At 71.7% G+C, this 15,496-nt stretch carries 15 protein-coding genes and 3 pseudogenes; 11 read left to right on the top strand and 7 right to left on the bottom strand.

What is annotated here, in order from left to right:
- Positions 1-239, top strand: a 239-nt coding sequence (locus ACZ4WS_RS04285) for a hypothetical protein (protein WP_467976922.1), incomplete at its 5' end; no start/stop codon positions are given.
- On the opposite strand, the gene ACZ4WS_RS04280 is transcribed toward ACZ4WS_RS04285, so the two are convergent.
- Complete coding sequence (locus ACZ4WS_RS04280; RefSeq protein WP_467976921.1) at positions 184-957, bottom strand: MBL fold metallo-hydrolase; 774 nt, start codon at positions 955-957, stop codon at positions 184-186. The genes ACZ4WS_RS04285 and ACZ4WS_RS04280 overlap by 56 nt on opposite strands.
- Before the next feature lie 85 nt (positions 958-1,042).
- Here ACZ4WS_RS04280 and ACZ4WS_RS04275 point away from each other — a divergent pair, with 85 nt between their 5' ends.
- Positions 1,043-1,477: a hypothetical protein gene (locus ACZ4WS_RS04275; RefSeq protein WP_467976919.1), complete on the top strand. Its 435-nt coding sequence runs from the start codon at positions 1,043-1,045 to the stop codon at positions 1,475-1,477.
- A gap of 150 nt (positions 1,478-1,627) precedes the next feature.
- Complete coding sequence (locus tag ACZ4WS_RS04270; protein WP_467976917.1) at positions 1,628-3,649, top strand: phage holin family protein; 2,022 nt, start codon at positions 1,628-1,630, stop codon at positions 3,647-3,649.
- An 81-nt stretch (positions 3,650-3,730) separates the two neighbouring features.
- On the opposite strand, the gene ACZ4WS_RS04265 is transcribed toward ACZ4WS_RS04270, so the two are convergent.
- Complete coding sequence (locus tag ACZ4WS_RS04265) at positions 3,731-3,922, bottom strand: hypothetical protein (protein WP_467976915.1); 192 nt, start codon at positions 3,920-3,922, stop codon at positions 3,731-3,733.
- Between the two features lie 157 nt (positions 3,923-4,079).
- Between ACZ4WS_RS04265 and ACZ4WS_RS04260 the strand changes: the two genes are divergently transcribed.
- The 4 genes from ACZ4WS_RS04260 (at position 4,080) to dnaK (ending at position 9,453) form a co-directional block, all read left to right on the top strand.
- Entirely contained in the window at positions 4,080-5,141 is a 1,062-nt protein-coding gene (locus tag ACZ4WS_RS04260) for an ATP-binding protein (protein WP_467976913.1), read from the top strand.
- A 62-nt stretch (positions 5,142-5,203) separates the two neighbouring features.
- A complete protein-coding gene (locus ACZ4WS_RS04255; protein ID WP_467977194.1) occupies positions 5,204-6,940 on the top strand; it encodes a vWA domain-containing protein in 1,737 nt (578 codons plus the stop codon).
- Positions 6,941-7,025: 85 nt separating this feature from the next.
- The gene (locus ACZ4WS_RS04250; protein WP_467976911.1) at positions 7,026-7,451 is read left to right on the top strand and encodes an OsmC family protein; all 426 of its coding nucleotides are present in this window, start codon (positions 7,026-7,028) and stop codon (positions 7,449-7,451) included.
- Positions 7,452-7,584: 133 nt separating this feature from the next.
- Positions 7,585-9,453, top strand: a complete 1,869-nt coding sequence (dnaK, locus tag ACZ4WS_RS04245) for a molecular chaperone DnaK (protein WP_467976909.1) — start codon at positions 7,585-7,587, stop codon at positions 9,451-9,453.
- Between the two features lie 15 nt (positions 9,454-9,468).
- Here dnaK and ACZ4WS_RS04240 read toward each other — a convergent pair.
- From ACZ4WS_RS04240 to ACZ4WS_RS04220, 5 genes and pseudogenes are all read right to left on the bottom strand, one after another.
- A pseudogene (locus ACZ4WS_RS04240) lies at positions 9,469-9,561 on the bottom strand (respiratory nitrate reductase subunit gamma); the annotation flags it as partial.
- A gap of 115 nt (positions 9,562-9,676) precedes the next feature.
- A pseudogene (locus tag ACZ4WS_RS04235) lies at positions 9,677-9,964 on the bottom strand (hypothetical protein); the annotation flags it as partial.
- Between the two features lie 80 nt (positions 9,965-10,044).
- Complete coding sequence (locus tag ACZ4WS_RS04230; RefSeq protein ID WP_467976907.1) at positions 10,045-10,845, bottom strand: SAM-dependent methyltransferase; 801 nt, start codon at positions 10,843-10,845, stop codon at positions 10,045-10,047.
- Positions 10,846-10,878: 33 nt separating this feature from the next.
- On the bottom strand, positions 10,879-11,742 hold the full coding sequence (locus tag ACZ4WS_RS04225; protein ID WP_467976905.1) for a helix-turn-helix domain-containing protein: 864 nt from the start codon (positions 11,740-11,742) through the stop codon (positions 10,879-10,881).
- Positions 11,743-11,835: 93 nt separating this feature from the next.
- The gene (locus tag ACZ4WS_RS04220; RefSeq protein ID WP_467976903.1) at positions 11,836-12,666 is read right to left on the bottom strand and encodes a helix-turn-helix domain-containing protein; all 831 of its coding nucleotides are present in this window, start codon (positions 12,664-12,666) and stop codon (positions 11,836-11,838) included.
- A 76-nt stretch (positions 12,667-12,742) separates the two neighbouring features.
- Here ACZ4WS_RS04220 and ACZ4WS_RS04215 point away from each other — a divergent pair, with 76 nt between their 5' ends.
- From ACZ4WS_RS04215 to ACZ4WS_RS04200, 4 genes and pseudogenes are all read left to right on the top strand, one after another.
- Positions 12,743-13,864, top strand: a complete 1,122-nt coding sequence (locus ACZ4WS_RS04215) for an ADP-ribosylglycohydrolase family protein (protein ID WP_467977192.1) — start codon at positions 12,743-12,745, stop codon at positions 13,862-13,864.
- Positions 13,865-14,126: 262 nt separating this feature from the next.
- Positions 14,127-14,432 (top strand): 4a-hydroxytetrahydrobiopterin dehydratase, encoded by a 306-nt coding sequence (locus ACZ4WS_RS04210; RefSeq protein ID WP_467976901.1) that lies wholly within the window; start codon positions 14,127-14,129, stop codon positions 14,430-14,432.
- A gap of 5 nt (positions 14,433-14,437) precedes the next feature.
- A pseudogene (locus ACZ4WS_RS04205) lies at positions 14,438-15,163 on the top strand (methyltransferase domain-containing protein); the annotation flags it as partial.
- A 185-nt stretch (positions 15,164-15,348) separates the two neighbouring features.
- Positions 15,349-15,474 (top strand): WCX domain-containing protein, encoded by a 126-nt coding sequence (locus ACZ4WS_RS04200; RefSeq protein ID WP_467976900.1) that lies wholly within the window; start codon positions 15,349-15,351, stop codon positions 15,472-15,474.
- Positions 15,475-15,496: the final 22 nt, after the last annotated feature.

The following is a 15,496-nucleotide window of genomic DNA, read 5'->3' as shown; positions in this document are numbered from 1 at the left end:
TGGGCGTGCTGGGCGTGCTGGGCGTGCTGGGCGTGCTGGGCGTGCTGGGCGTGCTGGGCGTGCTGGGCGTGCTGGGCGTGCTGGGCGTGCTGGGCGTGCTGGGCGGGTTCGTCGCCTTGCGGCCCCCGGTCGTACGTGCCCGGCCGGGCGGCGCGGCCTCGGTGGTCGAGGAGGACAGGCGCGTCACCGAGCGACCTCCGGTCGTACGCTCTCGCCGTGTCCGAGCCGGTGGACCGTGACCTGCGGCGCGCGCTCGGCGGCGAGGCGTACGAAATCATCGCCCGGCGCGTGGAATTCATGGGGGCGCACGGCGTCCATCCCGATCGGCCAGTACGTGCCGTAGTGCACCGGCACCGCGCTGCGCGGCATCAACTGGGCGAGCGCCTCCGCCGCACGTCCCGCGTCGAGGTGGCCTTCCCCGAGATACGGCCCCCATCCGCCGACCGGCAGCAGCGCCACGTCGACCGGCCCGACCTCCTCGGCCATCGACGCGAACAGCCCGGTGTCCCCGGCGAAATACGTGCGCGCCTCTCCCTCGACCACGTATCCGAGGGCGGGCGTGCGGTGCGGTCCGACGGGCAGCCGCCGCCCGTCGTGCCGTGCCGACACGGTGCGTACGACCAGGTCACCGACCTTGGTCCGGTCACCGGGCAGCACCTCCGTGAGCCGCAGATGGTCCAGCCTGCGCAGCCCGGGCACCACGAGCGGCGCGCCCTTGGGCACAAACACCCGGGTGCCGGGTGCCAGCCGCGCCAGCGAGGGCAGATGCAGATGATCGGCGTGCAGATGGGAGACGAGCGCCACGTCGGCGTCGAGCGCCGCGGGCGGGGGCGGCGCCCCGCGCCTGCGCCGGAGGTGCGCGAGCCGGCGCGCGAAGAGCGGGTCGGTGAGCACGCGTATTCCGGAGTCTTCCAGCGTGCAGGTAGCGTGCCCCCACCAGGTGATCTCCACCGGCACTTCCTTTGCCTCCTTCGCGCGACTCCCCCCGAGCCTACGGGCAGGAGTAGGGTCGGCGGCGAAAGCCGGAGGTGAGGGGGACGCCATGGGAGACGCGCGCGGTACCTCCGGTCTGCACACGACCGTCCGTGTCACGGCGATCGCGAGCCTGACGCCCCTGGAGGAGCTGGACGCGGACCCCTTCCTCGTCGACTCCCGCAGCCAGCACGCGATGTGCGCCCGCTGGGCCGCCGAGCGCGGCTACGTGGTCACGCGGGAACTGCTCGTCCGCGGCCTGCGCCCCGACCACCGCACCCTGTGGGCGGACGTCGAGGCGGGCCTCGTCGACCTCTTCGTCGCGCCCAGCCGCCGCGTCCTGGAGCGTGCCCTCGCCTCCGTCGACGAGTTCACCGCCGAGTGCGTACGCCGCGGCGTGCGGCTCGAGACGGTCGGCCGCGCGGAACCGTCGTACGACGCCCAGATGAAGGCCCAGGTCCACCGCCGCCTCTCGATGCCGACCGCGGGGTACGACGGCCGCTGATCCGCCAATTGGTGACATACGGCCCCGCCCACCCGTTGTGACAGGGTGGAGCAGGTCTCGCGTACCGAGCGGGCCGGGACGTGAGGTGGACTGAGCGTGGGTGGAGGGCGTTGGCGGCGGGTCCTCAGCGGGGTGTGGCGGAGCATAGCCGTGTGGGTCGTGTCCACGGTCACGATGCTCGTACTCGCCGGTCTGCTCCCCGACTTCCAGTTGCAGTCGGACAACGGGGACAGTGCCACGCGGATCGCCGTCACCGCGGCGGCCGGCGCGGGCGTCTTCGGTCTGCTGTCGTCGCTGGTGTGGCCCCTGCTCGTCAGGGCGCTGCTCCTCGTGCCCGCCCTCGTGCTCGGGCTGCTCGTCTTCTTCCTCAACGGGTCCCTGCTGCTGATCGCGTTGCGGATCAACCCGTCCGGACGCGGTGAGGCCGCCCCCGAGACCGCCGTGGTCGTGGCCGCCGTGATGTCCGCCGTCGCCTCGGCCACAGGAGGTGCTCTCGCGGTACGGGACGACGACGCGTACCGGCGCAGGCTGTACCGGCTCGCCGACCGGCGCCGCAGGCGCGGCGCCGGACGGGCCGGCCCCTCGACGCCCGGCACGGTCTTCCTCCAGCTCGACGGCGTGGGCCACGACGTCCTGGAGAGGGCCGTCGGCAAGGGGCTCATGCCGGCGGTCGCGCAGTGGCTCGGCGGCAGACGCCCCACCCACCGGCTCACCCCCTGGCGCACCGACTGGTCCAGCCAGACCGGCGCCAGCCAGCTCGGCATCCTGCACGGCAGCAACCACGACGTCCCGGCCTTCCGGTGGTACGAGAAGGACAGCCACGAGGTCATGGTCTGCAACCGGCCCAGCAGCGCCGCCGAACTCCAGCGCCGGGCCATCGAGTACACCGCTGACGGAGGCCTGCTCACCGTCGACGGTGCGAGCCGCGGCAACCTCTTCAGCGGCGGAGCCGACGAGTTGGCCCTCGTGCTGTCCATGGCGGCGAGGAGAGGGAAGGAGAACCGCTCGCGGGCGGGCTATTTCGCGTACTTCTCCGACCCCGCCAACGCCGTCCGTACCGCCATGTCCTTCGTCGCCGAGGTCCTCCGGGAGATCGGCCAGTCCCTTGGGGCCCGGATCAAGAAGCGGCGCCCGCGCGTCAGGCGCGGCGGGCTGTACCCCTTCGTCCGGGCCTTCGCGACCGTCGTCGAGCGGGACGTCGTCGTCGCCGCGGTGATCGGCGACATGCTCGCCGGGCGCAACGCCGTCTACGCGGACCTGGTGGCGTACGACGAAGTGGCGCACCACTCCGGGCCGCGCGGCCGGGACGCCGAGAAGGTCCTGGAGCGGCTCGACCGGTCGCTCGCGCTGATCGCCAAGGTCGCCGAGCACGCCCCGCGGCCGTACCGGATCGTCGTGCTGTCCGACCACGGTCAGAGCCCCGGCGAGACCTTCCTGACCCGCTACGGGCTCAGCCTCGGCAATCTGGTCCGCGCCGGCTGCGGGCTGCCCGTGCCGCGCAAGGCGCAACGCACCCACAGCGGCGCCGAGGCGCGGGCCGCCGTACGAGCCGCGCTGCGCAGGCCCGTCGAGGAGGGCGGCGAGCGGCACCGCCCCTCGCGCCGTCGCTCCGAGCCCATCGTGCTGGCCTCCGGCAACCTCGGCCTCGTCTCCTTCCCCGATGTGCCGCACCGGATGAGCCGGGAGGAGATCGACCGCCGTCATCCCGCGCTGCTCTCGACGCTCGCCAACCATCCCGGCGTCGGCTTCGTGCTGGTCCGCAGCGAGGATCACGGCGGGCTGGTGATCGGCGCGCACGGCGCCGAGGTGCCGGTGCACGAGCTCGACGACGAACACCCGGGCCCGCTGGCCGACTTCGGCCCGGGTGCAGCCGACGCCGTACGACGGACGCACTCCTTCCCGCATGTCGCCGACATCATGGTCAACTCCTGGTACGACCCGGCCGAGGGCGAAGTCCTCGCCTTCGAGGAGCAGATCGGCTCGCACGGCGGACTCGGCGGGGCCCAGGCACGCCCCTTCCTGCTGTCACCGGTGGCGCTCTCCGCGCCGGTCGAGGACGACGCCGAACTCGTCGGCGCGGAGCAGGTGCACCGCGTACTGCGGCGGTGGCTGCGCGAGTGCGACGGCCCCCAGGTGCCACTGGCGGCACGCCCGAACGAGCGTGCCGCCTGACTGACGGTCCGCCGATGGTTCGGCGGGCCCGGAGCCGACGGTTCGGCGGGCCCAGCCGTCAGCCGTCCCGCCGGTCCGGACTCAGCGGGCCGGCGGAGCGACCACCCAGCGCCGCGTCTTGTACATGCTGTCCTGCTGCCCGATCTCGATCAGTTTGCGGGCCGCCGGGAACGCCTCGTCGCCCTCGATCCCGTAGCCGACCCGGAGCGTGCCCGGCACGTCCCGGATCTCCGGCTGCCGGTGGATGTCGGCGGCGGAGCGCTCTTCGGCCACGCCCCATAGGTCGCTGGGGAACAGCGGCTCCGGCGGTACGAGGGGACTCCCGCGCGCCGGAAATTGGGCTGCGGTGAACGGACGTCCGTGCCCACACTGTTCGTATCGGACACCGCGCACCCGCGGGCCCCTCTCGAACACCTCAAGGAGTTGCTGCGTGCAGGCAGCCGTCACCGTCACTCCCGCTCGTATCCCGGAGCTGCTGCTCGGTCTCGCGACCGTGCGGCCGGTCTTCATCTGGGGCGCTCCCGGCATCGGAAAGTCCTCCCTGGTACGGGAGTTCGCCGAGTCGCTGGGCCTGGAGTGTGTGAGTCTGCTCGGCACCCAGCTCGCCCCCGAGGACCTCATCGGCGTCCCGCAGATCCGCGACGGACGCTCGGTGTTCTGCCCGCCCGAGGCGATCGCCCGCGACGAGCCGTACTGCCTGTTCCTGGACGAGCTGAACGCGGCGACACCGGATGTGCAGAAGGCCTTCTACTCGTTGATCCTGGATCGCCGCATCGGCAATTACGAGCTGCCGAAGGGCTCGATCGTGATCGGCGCGGGCAACCGCGCGACGGACAACGCGCTGGCCCGCCCGATCGCCTCGGCGCTGGTCAACCGTCTGACGCACGTACACCTTGAGGCGTCCCCGAAGGACTGGCTCGGCTGGGCCGCCGCCCACGACATCCACCCGTGGGTCCTGGACCACGTCACCGATCGCCCCGACCACCTGTGGTCCAAGCCGCCCAAGACCGAGGAGCCGTTCTCCACGCCCCGCTCCTGGCACATGCTCTCCGACGCGCTGCACTCCTTCGGGCCGGCCCTCGACGAGGCGACCCTGAAGGTGATCGCGCACGGCACGCTGACGCCCGCGCACGCGGTGGCCTTCTGCGGCTACGTCAAGATCGTGCGCAGCCGGTTCGGCATCGAGGCGATCATCAAGGGCGACGCCCGCTGGCCGAACCGCCCTGAGGACCGCGACCTGCTGTACTACCTCGCCGAGTCCTTCCGCGGCCGCCTCATCAAGGAGCTGCCCGCGAGCAAGGAGCACCTCTCGGCGAACGGGCGCCAGACCGCGTACCGCGCCAAGTCGCTGCTCGTCCAGCTCGCCGAGATCTCCGTCGAGGTCGCGCAGAGCGTCATCGCCTCCGACGCCGACGGCAATCCCGTACTGCCCGCGTGGTTCCTGGTGGAGGCGGCGCGGGACATGCCGCGGCTGGTGGAGGCGCGGCGGTGAGCCGGGCCCGGAAGCAGCCGGAGGAGAAGCCGGACCCGGCGGCGGAGGCCTTCGCCGAGGGGATGCGGCTGGTGCGGGCCAACCGCGCGCTGGCCGCCATCGGGTTCAGCACCTGCCGTCAGGACACCTGCACCATGGCGCCCCGCGACGGTCTCGTCAGCGTCGACTCCGACGGCACCTTGCACGTCCACCCCACCCGCCGTGCCGAACCCGTCGCCTGGGCCTGGGCCATCGCGCACGCCATCATCCATCTGGGCTTCGGCCATGTCCCCGCCGCGACCGGCGAGCGCGAACAGCCCGACCGCTTCGACGTCGCCGCGCGCTGCGTCGTGGTCAACCGCTTCCTGCTCGGCTTCCCGATCGGCCTGACCCCCGAGGACCTGCCGGCGTCGTACCCCGACGGCGATGAGGAGCGGCTCGCCGCGCGCTGGCGCCGGGACGGAATTCCGGCCGCGTACGACCAGTGCGGTACGGCGGGTAGCGAGCCGGACCAGGTGCTGGTGCCGTGGAACACCTGGATCGGCGGCACCCCGCCCGACTGGCAGATCGCCTTCGCGCACGCGCTGACCCGCACGGTGTCCACCGCGATGGACATGGCGGGCGGTCGCCGGGAGTCCATGCGCGGCGGTCCCACCCGGCTGACTCCCTGGGAGCGGGCGCTGAGTTGGTTCATCTCCTCCTACCCGCTGCTCGGCGGCATCGCCGCCGGTATCACCGTCGTCGCCGACGCCGAACTCGCCCGCGCCCACGGCATTTCCATCGCCGCGGTCGACGCGGAGGCGGCCGAGATCTACATCAATCCACTGCGCCAGTTCGGCGACGAGGAATGGCGGTTCGTCCTCGCCCACGAGATGCTGCACGCCGCCCTGCGCCACGGCGACCGCTGCGGCGCCCGCGACCCGTACCTCTTCAACATCGCCGCCGACTACGTCATCAACGGCTGGCTGATCGAGATGCAGATCGGCACGATGCCCGAAGGGCTGCTGTACGACCCGGAGTTGAAGGACCTGTCCGCCGAGGAGGTCTACGACCGGATCGCGGGCGACCTGCGCCGCATGCGCCGGCTGTCCACGCTGCGCGGCAAGGGCGCGGGCGACATCCTCGGTGGCCCGCTCGGCTCGCCGCGCGACTATGTGGACCTCGACGAGTTCTACCGGCGCGGTCTGAGCCGGGGCTTCGACCTGCACGAGCAGCAGGAGCGCGGCTACCTGCCGGGCGGACTGGTCGAGGAGATCCGGGCCCTGAGCCAGCCACCCCTGCCCTGGGACGCCCAACTGGCCCGCTGGTTCGACGAGTTCGTGCCCCGACCGGAGCCCGTACGGACGTACGCGCGTCCGGCGCGCCGCCAGGCGGCGACCCCCGACATCCCGCGCGCGGGCCGCTACTTCCCGCCCGAGGAGATCGCCCGCTGCACCTTCGGCGTCGTCCTCGACACCTCCGGCTCCATGGACCGCACCCTGCTCGGCAAGGCGCTGGGCGCGATCGCCTCGTACGCCGAGGCCCGTGACGTACCCGCCGCCCGGGTCGTCTTCTGCGACGCCGCACCGCACGACGCGGGCTATCTGCCGGTCACGGAGATCGCCGGACGGGTACGGGTGCACGGGCGCGGCGGCACGGTGCTGCAGCCCGGCATCGATCTGCTGCACCGCGCCGACGACTTCCCTCCGGACGCGCCCGTCCTGGTGATCACGGACGGTTACTGCGATGTGCTGCGGGTGCGGCGCGAGCACGCGTACCTGATTCCGCAGGGCGGAGGGCTTCCGTTCACCCCGCGTGGACCGGTCTTCCGGGTGCGGTGACCTGTCTTCCCGGTGCGTCGCGCGCAGGTGTGATCGGATGGTGGGTACGGACCCCGAAAACGGGACCTCATCGAAGGGATTCATCGTGGCAACCACGCGCACCGCACACACCGTGTGGGACGGCAACCTGCTCGAGGGCAACGGCGTCGTCACCTTCGACTCCTCCGGCATCGGCCAGCAGCCGGTGACGTGGGCGTCGCGAGCCCAGGACGCGAACGGCAAGACCAGCCCCGAGGAGCTGATCGCCGCCGCCCACTCCAGCTGCTTCTCCATGGCGCTGTCGCACGCCCTCGCGGGCGCCGGCAACCCGCCCACCAAGCTCGTGACCAGCGCCGACGTCACCTTCCAGCCCGGCGAGGGCATCACCGGAATCCACCTCACCGTCGAGGGCACGGTGCCGGGCCTCGACAACGACGGCTTCGTCGCGGCGGCCGAGGACGCGAAGAAGAACTGCCCGGTCAGCCAGGCGCTGACCGGCACGACGATCACGCTGTCGGCGAAGCTGGCCTGACGCACGGACGTAGCTCGATGCCGCGCCCCGCGACAGGGCGCGGCATCGGCGTTTTCAGGTACGCGGCATTGACAAGAGCCCGCTCAAGTTTTGTGCTGGAGGGTGGGAAGCGCCCTGGCGGAAGGGGACGGACATGACACGTGCGGTCGGGATCGATCTGGGTACCACGAACTCGGTGGTGGCCGTCCTGGAGGGCGGTGACCCCACCGTCGTCGCCAACGCCGAGGGCGCGCGCACCACGCCCTCCGTGGTGGCCTTCGCCAAGAACGGCGACGTGCTCGTCGGCGAGGTCGCCAAGCGGCAGGCGGTGACGAACGTGGAGCGCACCGCGCGCTCCGTGAAGCGCCACATGGCCGACGCGAGCTGGCGTTTTCCGGAGCAGGGCTCCGTCGACGGCACCCGCTACCGCGCGCAGGAGCTGTCCGCGCGCGTGCTCCAGAAGCTCAAGCGGGACGCCGAGGCGTACCTCGGCGAGGACGTCACGGACGCCGTGATCACCGTTCCCGCCTACTTCGACGACGTGCAGCGCCAGGCCACCAAGGAGGCGGGCGAGATCGCGGGCCTGAAGGTCCTGCGGATCATCAACGAGCCGACGGCCGCCGCCCTCGCGTACGGCCTCGACCGCGGCGAGGAGCAGACCGTCCTCGTCTTCGACCTGGGCGGCGGCACGTTCGACGTGTCGCTCCTGGAGATCGGCGACGGCGTCATCGAGGTCAAGGCCACCAACGGCGACACCAAACTCGGCGGCGACGACTGGGACCAGCGGATCGTCGAGCACCTCGCCCAGCGCTTCAAGGCCTCGTACGGCATCGAACTCGGCCGGGACAAGATGGCGCTGCAACGGCTGCGCGAGGGCGCCGAGAGGGCCAAGATCGAACTGTCCAGCGCCTCCGAGACCACCGTCAATCTTCCCTACATCACCGCCACCGCCGAAGGCCCGCTGCACCTCGACGAGAAACTGACACGCGCTCAGTTCCAGGAGCTGACCGCCGACCTGCTCGACCGCTGCAAGACCCCCTTCCACCAGGCGGTCAAGGACGCGGGCGTGAAGCTGTCCGCCGTCGACCACGTCATCCTCGTCGGCGGCTCGACCCGGATGCCCGCCGTCACCGACCTCGTCAAGGAACTCACCGGCAAGGACCCGCACAAGGGCGTCAACCCGGACGAGGTCGTGGCCGTCGGTGCCGCGCTCCAGGCGGGTGTCATCCGCGGCGACGTCAAGGACGTCCTCCTCCTCGACGTCACCCCGCTGTCCCTGGGCATCGAGACCAAGGGCGGCATCATGACGAAGCTCATCGAACGCAACACGACGATCCCGACCCGGCGTTCGGAGATCTTCACGACCGCCGTGGACAACCAGCCCTCGGTCGGCATCCAGGTCTATCAGGGCGAGCGCGAGATCGCCGCGTACAACAAGAAGCTCGGCGTCTTCGACCTCACCGGGCTGCCGCCCGCGCCGCGCGGGGTGCCGCAGATCGAGGTCGCCTTCGACATCGACGCCAACGGCATCATGCACGTCTCGGCGAAGGACCTCGCCACCGGGCGCGAGCAGAAGATGACCGTCACCGGAGGCTCCGCGCTCCCCAAGAACGACATCGACAGGATGATGCGCGAGGCCGAGGAGTACGCCGAGGAGGACCGGGGGCGCCGCGAGGCCGCGGAGACTCGCAACCAGGCCGAGCAGCTCGTCTATCAGACGGAGAAGTTCCTCCGCGACAACGACGAGCGCATTCCGTCCGACACCAAGACGGAGGTCGAGTCGGCGATCGCGGAACTCAAGGCGCTCCTGGAGGAGCCCGCCGACACGAGCGCGCTCCGTGCGGGTGCCGAGAAACTGGCGACGGTCAGCCAGAAGATGGGGCAGGCGATGTACGCCCAGGCCCAGCAGCAGACACCGCCGGCGGACCAGCCACCCACCGAGCACGCCCCGGGCGACGAGGACGGCGTGGTGGACGCTGAGATCGTGGACGAGGACAGGGACACGAAGGGGGGCGCCGCCTGACTCCGCACCAGGGCCTCAGACGTCCGTCTTCTCCCATCCCCGCCGTGCGGGCCGCGGCCCGAGCTGCTTCGGGTCGCGGCTGCGATACACCACGTACGGGCGGAAGAGGCGGTCACCGGACGGCACTTCTCCTGGCCGACGTAGTGCGCCCAGCCGCCGCCGTTGCGGCCCTGGCAGCCGGTGAGCTGGAGCAGCGTGAGGGGCAGCCGCGGGGCTCGTACTAGGGGCGGTCCGGGCCTACCGACGGATAGTCCGTGTGCTGGGTCTCCCAGGTGATGATGCCGTCCTTGACGTACACCTTCCACCGGCAGGAGCCGGTGCAGTTGACGCCGTGCGTCGAGTTCACGACCTTGTCGTGGCTCCAGCGGTCCCGGTAGAAGGAGTCCGCCTCGCGGCCGCCGGTCAGCCGGACGCTGTGCAGATCGGGCGCCGGCGTACCGTGCCGGAAGGATCTTCCGGCACGCAGCAGCGCGGCGCCCGGTTCCGTGGGCGGTACCTGCGTATCGGTCACGGTGCGCTCCCTTACTTGCCCTCAGGACTTGAACCTAGGGGCGAGCGACGGAACGCACCTGCTCACGGCACCCGTACGGGTCAGTGCTTGAGGGCGACCCCCGCGTACACCGGGACGGCGCCCTCCGCCTGCGCCGCCAGGTCCTCCTCCTCGGGCCGCCACTCGGAGACCGCGACCACGCCGGGCTCGAGAAGCTCCAGGCCGTCGAAGAACCGCGAGAACTCGGCGTGCGTGCGCGGGTAGAAGGGGGTGCCGCTCTGGCGGAAGAGGTTGGCCGCCTTCTCGACGCCCTCGGGGCTGATGTCGGGCGTGACCTGGGACAACACCACGTAGCTGCCGGGGACGAGCGCCGCGACGTACCGCTGGAGCAGGTCGTACGCGCCGTCGTCGAGGTAGTGGGTGAGCGCGACCAGCGACAGTGTGACGGGCTGCGTGAGGTCCAGGGACTCACCGGCCAGGCGCAGGATCGTGTCGGGGTCGCGGACGTCGGCGTGCACATAGTCGGTGGTGCCCTCGGCGGAGCCGTGCAGCAGCGCCTCCGCGTGGCGCAGCACGATCGGGTCGTTGTCCGCGTAGACGACTTTGGACTCCGGCGCGACCTGCTGGGCCACCTGGTGCAGGTTGGGCTGGGTGGGGATGCCCGTGCCGATGTCCAGGAACTGGCGTATCCCGGCGTCGGCGGCGGCACGGGTCGCCCGGTGCATGAACCGGCGGTTGGCGCGCGCCCCGCGTACCGCGGTGCCGTCCGCGGCGAGGATCCTGCGGGCCAGCTCCTCGTCCACCGGGTAGTTGTCCTTGCCGCCCAGCCACCAGTCGTAGACGCGGGCGGGATGGGGCCGACTGGTGTCGACACGGGTGGGCGCGGCTTCACGTCCGGTCATGCGGTTGCTCCTCGGTGTTGTTCGGGTGGCGTCTCAGAAGCTTTCGCGGAACTCCTGGAGGATCTTCCTGGTGCGCTGGGCGGAGGCCGCGTGGGCCGACATGTGGTCCAGGACCTCCAGGTGCAGGGCCACTTCGGCGCGCGAGTCGAGGTAGAGGGCACCGGTCACGTACTCGCTGTAGACCATGTCGGGCAGCTCCGGCTCCGCGAAGCGGAACAGCGCGAAGGACGTGTACGTCCCCGGGTGCGGGCCGTTCGCGTACTCGGCGACCTGGAGCGTGATGTGGTCGTATCCGATCGCTTCGAGGAGCCGGTCGATCTGGTCGCGCATGACTTCGCCGCGGATGCTCACGGGGCGCCGCAGCGCCGTCTCGTCCATGATCACCCAGAGGTGGGGCGGGTTCTCCCGGGTGAGCAGCTCTTGCCGGTTCATGCGCAGCGCCACATGCCGCTCGGTCGCCTCCGGGCCCGTCTGCCCGACCGTCCCGGCCTCCAGCACGGCGCGCGCGTAGTCCTCGGTCTGGAGCAGCCCGGGGACGAAGTGCGGCTCGTACGACCGGATCATCCGGGCGGCGCCCTCCAGACTGACGTGCATGCTGAACCAGTCCGGCAGTACGTCGTGGAACCGCTGCCACCACCCCGGCTGGTTCGCCTCCTCGGCGAGCGCGACGAACCCGGCCGCTTCGTCGTCGGCCACGCCGTACGTCGCGAGCAGCACCTGAACATAGGGGATCTTGAGGGCGACCTCGGCCATCTCCATCCGCCGCACGGTCGCCGGGGCGACGCGCAGCACGCGGGCCGCCTCCTCCCGCTTCAGCCCCGCGGCCTCCCGCAACTCCTGGAGCCGCCGCCCGAGTACCACCTGCCCCACGGTGGGCGCAGCCCGCCGCTCACTCACGCCACGCCTCCCCACGCGCCGAAGTATGCGAGCAGTGTGCCATGTCCCCCCCGGAACCCTCACAGGTTCGGCCGCGTCGTGCTGCCTCCGACGTCAAGGCACCAGCGACTGAAGGTACTTGACCGTCGCCGGGTCCGCCGGAAGGAACGTCTCGATGGCCAGCTCGGCGACCGTCACGTCCATGGGGGTGTTGAACGTGGAGATGGAGGAGATGAAGGACAGCACCCGTCCGTCTTGCTCGATCTGCATCGGCAGCGCGAAGTACGGGACAGGTTCGGCGAGTTCACCGTCCTCGGCCGGGTCCGGGACCGGGTACGCGGCCACCTCCTCGTACAGCGCGCGCAGCGGCTCCGAGCGGTGGAGGGCGATCTGGCGGTCCATCTGTGCGAGGAGGTGGTCGCGCCACTCGCGGTGGTTGCGGATGCGCGGCGCCAGGCCCTCCGGGTGGAGGGTGAGACGCATCGCGTTGAGGGGAGGCGCGAGGAGGGACTCCGGGACGCCGTCCAGGAGCATGGTGATGCCCCGGTTGGCGGCGAGGACGGTGTACGTCGCGTCGACGACGAGCGCCGGGTACGGCTCGTAGCCCTGGATCAGGCGCTCCATGCCCTGGCGCAGGGCGTCCATCGCCGGGTCGTCGAGCGGGGTCTCCGGGTAGTGCGGCGCGTAGCCGGCCGCGAGGAGCAGGGCGTTGCGTTCCCGTACGGGCACGTCGAGGTGTTCGGCGAGACGCAGCACCATCTCCTCGCTGGGGCGGGAGCGGCCCGTCTCGACGAAGCTGATGTGACGGGCCGAGGAGCCCGCCCGCAGCGCCAGCTCCAGCTGGCTCACCCGCCGCTGCTCGCGCCAGCCCCGCAGCAGCGGGCCTATCCCCTTGTCGACGGGGGCACTTGGGAGCGCGGCGGCTCCGGACGCGACAATCGTCATACGAGGACGGTAGTCGAGGAGCGGTGACGGTTGTCGAGGCGCGGTCACCGTGCGCGAGGAGCGGTGAGTGAACGACATGTGGAACCGGGGCCTGGCCTGGGAGGCCGAGGCGGTCTATCGCGCGCGGGTACGCGGCTGTCTGCTGGGCGGGGCGATCGGGGACGCGCTCGGCTATCCGATCGAGTTCGCGTCCCTGGACGGGATCCGCGCCGCGCACGGGCCCAAGGGCGTGACCGGGCTGGTGCCCGACGGCGACGGAGTCGTGGGGCGCGTCAGCGACGACACCCAGATGACCCTGTTCACGGTCGAGGCCGTGGCGCAGGCCCACCGGCGCGAGCGGCTCAAGGGGATCGGCGGGGGTGCGCCCCGGTTGGTGCGGTGGGCGTACGAGCGGTGGCTGGAGACACAGCGGAAGCCCGGACCGCAGGCCAGCGCGATGGCGGCCCCGGCCGCCGGCGCACCCGCTTTCGGGTCCGGCGCGTACGCCGGGCCCACCGGTGGTCTCGCCGCCCAGGCCTGGCTCTACGCCCGTCGCGCGCCCGGCAACGCCTGCCTCTCCGGGCTCGAACAGGACCACGTGCCCGACCCGATGCTGCCACTCGGCCCGCCCGGACTGGTCAACCCCGAGTCCAAGGGGTGCGGTGCGGTGATGCGCTCGGCGCCCTTCGGGCTCGCGCCCGCCGCCGAGGACTTCGCGTTCGGGCTCGCCGCCCGGTGCGCCCAGATGACCCACGGTCATCCCACCGGGTACTACGCCGCCGGGGCGCTCGCCGCGATGGTCGTCCATCTGGTCGCCGGGGAGTCCCTGGAGGGCGCCGTTCTGCGGGCTCTGCGGCTGCTCGCCCGCCACCCCGGGCACGAGGAGACCACCGCCGCGCTGCGGCGCGCCCTCGACCTGGCCGACGAGGGCGATCCCGGCGCCGAGAAGGTGGAGCGCCTGGGCGCGGGTTGGATCGCCGAGGAAGCCCTCGCCATCGCGGTCTACTGCGCCCTCGCGACCCCCGACATCGAGCGGGCCCTGCTCCTGTCCGTGAACCACTCCGGCGACAGCGACTCCACGGGCGCGATCTGTGGCAACCTCCTCGGCGCCCGCCACGGTGACCACGGGCTTCCGCAGCCGTGGCTGGAGCGCGTCGAGGGGCGCGCGCAGATCGCGGTCCTGGCGGACGACTTGGCGGCGGAGTGCGTACGGAGGTGAGGCGCGTGGGTTTTTCGCCCCCTCCGCCCCTACCCTTCCCGTCCCTGGGAGCTCCGCCCCCAGACCCCCGCTGTCGCGCTGACGCGCTCGTCCCCAAACGCCGGACGGGCTGAAAATCAGGAGCGGGGTCTGGGGCGGAGCCCCAGGTCGGGACGGCCGGCGCCGCGCGCATACAGCGCCGGGTCACGGGGACTGTGGCACGCTGAGGAACAGCGCCACCCAGCCCCACCCGCACCCCCCGTCGTACGAAAGGACCAAGGTCATGCCCGTCGAACCGCTGTCGCAGAAGGAGATCGAGGAGCGGCTGGCGGAGCTGCCGGGCTGGTCGCTGGACGGTGACCGACTCGCCCGCTCCTACCGGCTCCGCTCGCACTTCGCGGCGACCGCGATGGTCGTCCACATCGCCCAGGTGCAGGAGGAGCTCGACCACCACTCCGACCTCACGCTCGGCTACAACACGGTGTCCCTCACCGTGAACACGCACAGCGTCGGCGGAGCCGTCACCGAGCTCGACTTCGGTCTCGCCCGCAGGGTGGAGGAACTGGCCCCGGGGCATGGCGCACACTGATCCGCATACTGGATTACGACAAGGAAGCCGACGAGTACGACGCCACACGGGGCGGTGAACCCCGAGCCGAGGCCGCCGCGAACGCGGTGCTCGGCCTCGTCCCCGAGGGCGCGCGCACTCTCCTCGACGTCGCCTGCGGCACCGGGATCGTGACGCGGCGCCTCGCGTCGGGGCGCCCGGGGCTGTGGGTGACCGGCGTGGACGCCGCGTACGAGATGGCGAGGATGGCGGCGGCGCGGATGCCGGGCAGCGTGGTCCTCGCCGACAGCCGCCGACTGCCGTTCCCCGGCGGGGAGTTCGACGCCGTCACCAGCGTGTGGCTGCTTCATCTGGTCGACAGTCCCGAGGACGTCCGGTCCGTCGTCGCCGAGTGCGCGAGGGTGCTGGGTCCGGGCGGGGTGTACGTCACCACGGTCGACAAGACCGCTGCGCACGACGTGGGCAGCGACATCGACGCCGTACTCGTGCCGCGTCCGCGCCGCCCCGCCCAGGACAAGGCGGAGGACGTCGAGGCATACGCCGTCGAGCACGGCCTGACCCCGGCTGGGGATGCGCGGTTCCAGGGGCACGGTCAGGGGCGCAGCCCGGACGTGGAGCGCCGCCTGGAGCCGTACGGCCTCGTCCTGAAGGCGGGCCGCTGGTATGTGGTGGCCGGACCCGGGCCGCGTACGTTCCGTGTCGACCAGATCCTTGAACTCGCGGCGTCCGAAGAGGAGTTCACCCGCCCCCGGGATTTCGATCTCGCCGTGTACTGGTCCGCGTACCAGCGGGACTTCCACGAGCGTCTGCACCGCGCGGAGGCGGTCGTCCGACTCGCACCGGGAACCCGTCTGAACGGTCCCATGGAAGACGCGGTGGCGGTCAACGGCCCTACGGAAGAGGACGGTTGGACCCGCGCACTGTCCCCATCGAGTCCGTGGAGCACGCCCACCACGACTTCCTCCGCCTCGGCGCGGACATCGAGGTCCTCGAACCGGCCGAGTTGCGGGAGAGGATCGCGGAGACGGTGAGCGCGCTGGCGCGCACGTACGCGACGTCGTAGAGAGCGCTTGCCGAAGGGCGGC

The organism is Streptomyces sp. NPDC029292, assembly GCF_055569295.1.
Note: the sequence above shows the minus strand (reverse complement) of the source record. Positions and strands in the feature narration are given on the sequence as shown.

Excerpts from the sequence above, each read along its gene's own strand:
- ACZ4WS_RS04220 (WP_467976903.1), bottom strand. The coding sequence starts at position 12,666 with ATGACGATTGTCGCGTCCGGAGCCGCCGCGCTCCCAAGTGCCCCCGTC.
- ACZ4WS_RS04210 (WP_467976901.1), top strand. The coding sequence starts at position 14,127 with ATGCCCGTCGAACCGCTGTCGCAGAAGGAGATCGAGGAGCGGCTGGCG.
- ACZ4WS_RS04230 (WP_467976907.1), bottom strand. The coding sequence starts at position 10,845 with ATGACCGGACGTGAAGCCGCGCCCACCCGTGTCGACACCAGTCGGCCC.
- ACZ4WS_RS04215 (WP_467977192.1), top strand. The coding sequence starts at position 12,743 with ATGTGGAACCGGGGCCTGGCCTGGGAGGCCGAGGCGGTCTATCGCGCG.
- ACZ4WS_RS04255 (WP_467977194.1), top strand. The coding sequence starts at position 5,204 with ATGCGGCTGGTGCGGGCCAACCGCGCGCTGGCCGCCATCGGGTTCAGC.
- ACZ4WS_RS04275 (WP_467976919.1), top strand. The coding sequence starts at position 1,043 with ATGGGAGACGCGCGCGGTACCTCCGGTCTGCACACGACCGTCCGTGTC.
- dnaK (WP_467976909.1), top strand. The coding sequence starts at position 7,585 with ATGACACGTGCGGTCGGGATCGATCTGGGTACCACGAACTCGGTGGTG.